Here is a 3,121-nt window from a genome sequence, read left to right as displayed (position 1 = left end):
TAGTGGTTGTAAATTGCTCAATGATGCCATCGGAATTCCTTGGTCGGGAAATCGATCCGGATCTGATTGGGGAACTGGAGAGAATTGGTGTTGATCCGTGCGGAGAAAACGGTGAGTACCATACATTTGTTTACGATGGGCCTCTGTTCAGGAAAAAGATCAACCTGATCAGGGGTGAATCATTCAGTAAAGAGAAATACTGTTTTCTTCCGCTGAGAGTTTCGTTTTAGGGGAGAGGAGCAACCGTGAAAAAAGGATACCTGCAGGTTTACACAGGAAACGGTAAGGGAAAGACTACCGCAGCCATAGGACTGGCGATCAGGGCTGCAGGGGCTGGTCTGCGGGTACTTCTGGCTCAGTTTGTAAAGGGAATGAAGTACAGTGAGATTAAAGCTCTCCAGAGGTTTTCCGATCTGATAACGATCCGCCAGTACGGACGGGGGTGCTTTATACAGAAGGAGGCCGGGCAGGAGGAGGATGTCGATGCTGCGGTAGCAGGGCTTAAAGAGGTCCGCGAATATCTCAGAGAGGGGCTTTACGATGTGGTTATTCTGGATGAGGCTAATATTGCAGTTTTCTTCTCTCTGTTTACTGTAGATGAACTGATAGAGGTGATAAGAGAGAGAAAACCGGAGTGTGAAGTTGTTGTTACTGGCCGTTATGCGCCCCAGAAGCTTATCGATGAGGCTGATCTGGTAACGGAAATGAGAGAGATAAAACACTACTACGCAAATGGTGTGGAAGCAAGGACTGGAATAGAACGATGACCGGCAGGAAAAAGAAAAAAAAGTACCCTTTCCTCCTGGGGACTACAAGTTACATTATTCCGGATGGTATTATACCTAATGTAAAGGTGATTTCTCCAATTGTTGATGATATAGAACTGATTCTCTTCGAATCATCTTCATTTTCCAATATCCCTTCCGCAAATGATATAAGTGAGCTCAGGACAATTGCGGAATATAACGGGTGTGGGTACACCGTGCATCTGCCAATTGACAGAAAGGCGGGTGATCCTGACGAAAGGGTCAGGAGAGAGTTCAGGGATGAAGCCTGCAGGATCATAGATCTTACTCATAAACTCTCTCCCAGGGCATGGATACTTCACCTTGAGGGAATTGAAAAGGGTTCCGGTAAGGAGGAGCTCTCACGATGGCAGAAGTGGTGCAGGGAAACTGTGTCGGATCTTGTGAAAAGAGCAGAAAACCAGCGCCTTATCGCCATAGAAAATCTCTCTTATCCTGTTGAGTGGAACGAGTCGTTTGCAACCGTATTCAACACATCGTATTGTTTTGACATAGGACACCTGTGGCTTCAGTCCGGTCTTGACTGGGAGAGCCTTTGCGTGAAACTTATTCCTGACACTGCAGTTGTACATTTTCATGGCGTGCATGAGGGTAAAGATCATATTTCCCTCTCTGATGGGGACAGGGAGCAGCAGAGAAGATTTTTAATGTTGCTCAAAGATGCAGGATACAGAGGTGTTTTGACACTGGAAATTTTTAATGAAAAGGATTTACATCTATCAATGGAGGTTCTTGGCCGGTTATGGGAACTCTTACCTTAGTTACAGGAGGTGTGCGCTCAGGAAAAAGCTCCTGGGCACTCCAGCAGGGGAATCTTCTCTCTGCGTCTGAAAAGGTGTTTATAGCAACAGCGGAACCTTTCGACCAGGAGATGTGCAAGCGCATCACAGATCATCGTCTGGAACGCGGAGAGGACTGGAAAACCGTTGAGGCACCGCTGAGGCCAGGGGATGCGGTGAGGGGAGTGGGAAACGATTCGGTTGTTATCATTGACTGCTGCACAGTATGGATTGGCAATGTCTGGCATAAGTCATCGGGTGATGAGGACAGCATGAATGCTGCTGCAGAGGATCTTCTCTCTGCTGTCAGGGAGTGGCGGCAGAGATCCCGTGGTGCTCTTTTTGTGGTTTCAAATGAGGTGGGCTGGGGGATAGTACCTCCTGATCCGCAGACAAGACGTTACCGCGATATTATAGGTAAATTGAACCAGCGTTTCGCACGTGAAGCAGATGAGGTCTATCTGTGTGTTGCAGGAATTGCTGTACCTATCAAGAAAAACAATGGAAGGGGTTAACAGATGAAGTTTTCAGAAGCAGTAATAAAACCAATTGAAAACCCGGAACTGTTCAGTCAGATTGAGCAAAGGCTTTTAAGTCTTACAAAACCCCCGGGGAGTCTTGGACGTCTGGAGGAAATCGCTGCCACATTCTGTCTGATCAAGGGTACGCCGGATGCCCGTATAAGAAGCAGGGAACTCTATGTTTTTGCTGGTGACCATGGAATCACCGCTGAAGGAATCACTCCATATCCCATGGAAGTGACTGTTCAGATGGTAAAAAACATGCTTGCCGGTGGGGCTGCAGTGACAGTGATGTGTAAAAATGCCGGCATAGATTATCATGTCGTAGATATGGGGGTAGCAGGAACCTTCGAGAGTCATCCTTTACTTATATCAAGATCTGCCGGAAAGGGGACAGGTAATTTCCGGCACGGACCAGCCATGTCAATTCAGGAATGTGCCATGGCGCTTGATGCCGGATTTGATCTGGGCTGTGAAACCACTGCTGATATCTGTGCCATTGGTGAAATGGGAATCGGCAATACTTCATCAGCCTCTGCTCTTTACTCAATGCTTCTCGATATCGATCCTGATACTACTGTGGGAAGAGGTACCGGGGCATCTTTTGAGCTGCTGGAGAAGAAGAAAAGAATCATCTCTGAAAGCGTAAAACTTCACAGAACACAATGGGACAGGACCCCGTTTGATGCCCTCAGGAGGGTGGGGGGATTTGAAATCGCCGGGATGACCGGATTTATCATCGGGTGTGCGTTAAAACAGGTTCCTGTCGTTGTTGACGGATTCATTGCTACTGCCGCAGCACTCTGTGCCTGCCGGATGCATCCCCATGTTTCCGATTATCTTCTGTTTGGACACGCCTCAGATGAACAGTACCACAAAAAGGCTCTATCAGAGATGAATGTGAGCGCGATTCTTGATCTGGGAATGCGTCTTGGCGAGGGAACAGGAGCGGTTTTGTCATTGAATATTATTGAGCAGGCGCTCAACTGCTATCATCAGATGGCTACATTTACTT

5 protein-coding genes are annotated in these 3,121 nt (G+C 47.5%); all 5 read left to right on the top strand.

The window, feature by feature from the left end; translation table 11 throughout:
- The coding region (locus GX089_12025; protein ID NLP03215.1) for an adenosine nucleotide hydrolase at positions 1-230 on the top strand (230 nt) is incomplete at its 5' end.
- Positions 231-245: 15 nt separating this feature from the next.
- Positions 246-767, top strand: a complete 522-nt coding sequence (gene cobO, locus GX089_12020; protein ID NLP03214.1) for a cob(I)yrinic acid a,c-diamide adenosyltransferase — start codon at positions 246-248, stop codon at positions 765-767.
- A complete protein-coding gene (locus GX089_12015; protein NLP03213.1) occupies positions 764-1,567 on the top strand; it encodes a sugar phosphate isomerase/epimerase in 804 nt (267 codons plus the stop codon). The genes cobO and GX089_12015 overlap by 4 nt, the downstream gene beginning before the upstream one ends.
- Positions 1,549-2,100: a bifunctional adenosylcobinamide kinase/adenosylcobinamide-phosphate guanylyltransferase gene (cobU, locus tag GX089_12010; protein NLP03212.1), complete on the top strand. Its 552-nt coding sequence runs from the start codon at positions 1,549-1,551 to the stop codon at positions 2,098-2,100. Before GX089_12015 ends, cobU begins: the two co-directional genes overlap by 19 nt.
- Positions 2,101-2,103: 3 nt before the next feature.
- A partial coding sequence (cobT, locus tag GX089_12005) for a nicotinate-nucleotide--dimethylbenzimidazole phosphoribosyltransferase (protein NLP03211.1) occupies positions 2,104-3,121 on the top strand: 1,018 nt, incomplete at its 3' end.

The organism is Fibrobacter sp. (assembly GCA_012523595.1).
GTDB lineage: Bacteria > Fibrobacterota > Chitinivibrionia > Chitinivibrionales > Chitinispirillaceae > JAAYIG01.
Note: the sequence above shows the minus strand (reverse complement) of the source record. Positions and strands in the feature narration are given on the sequence as shown.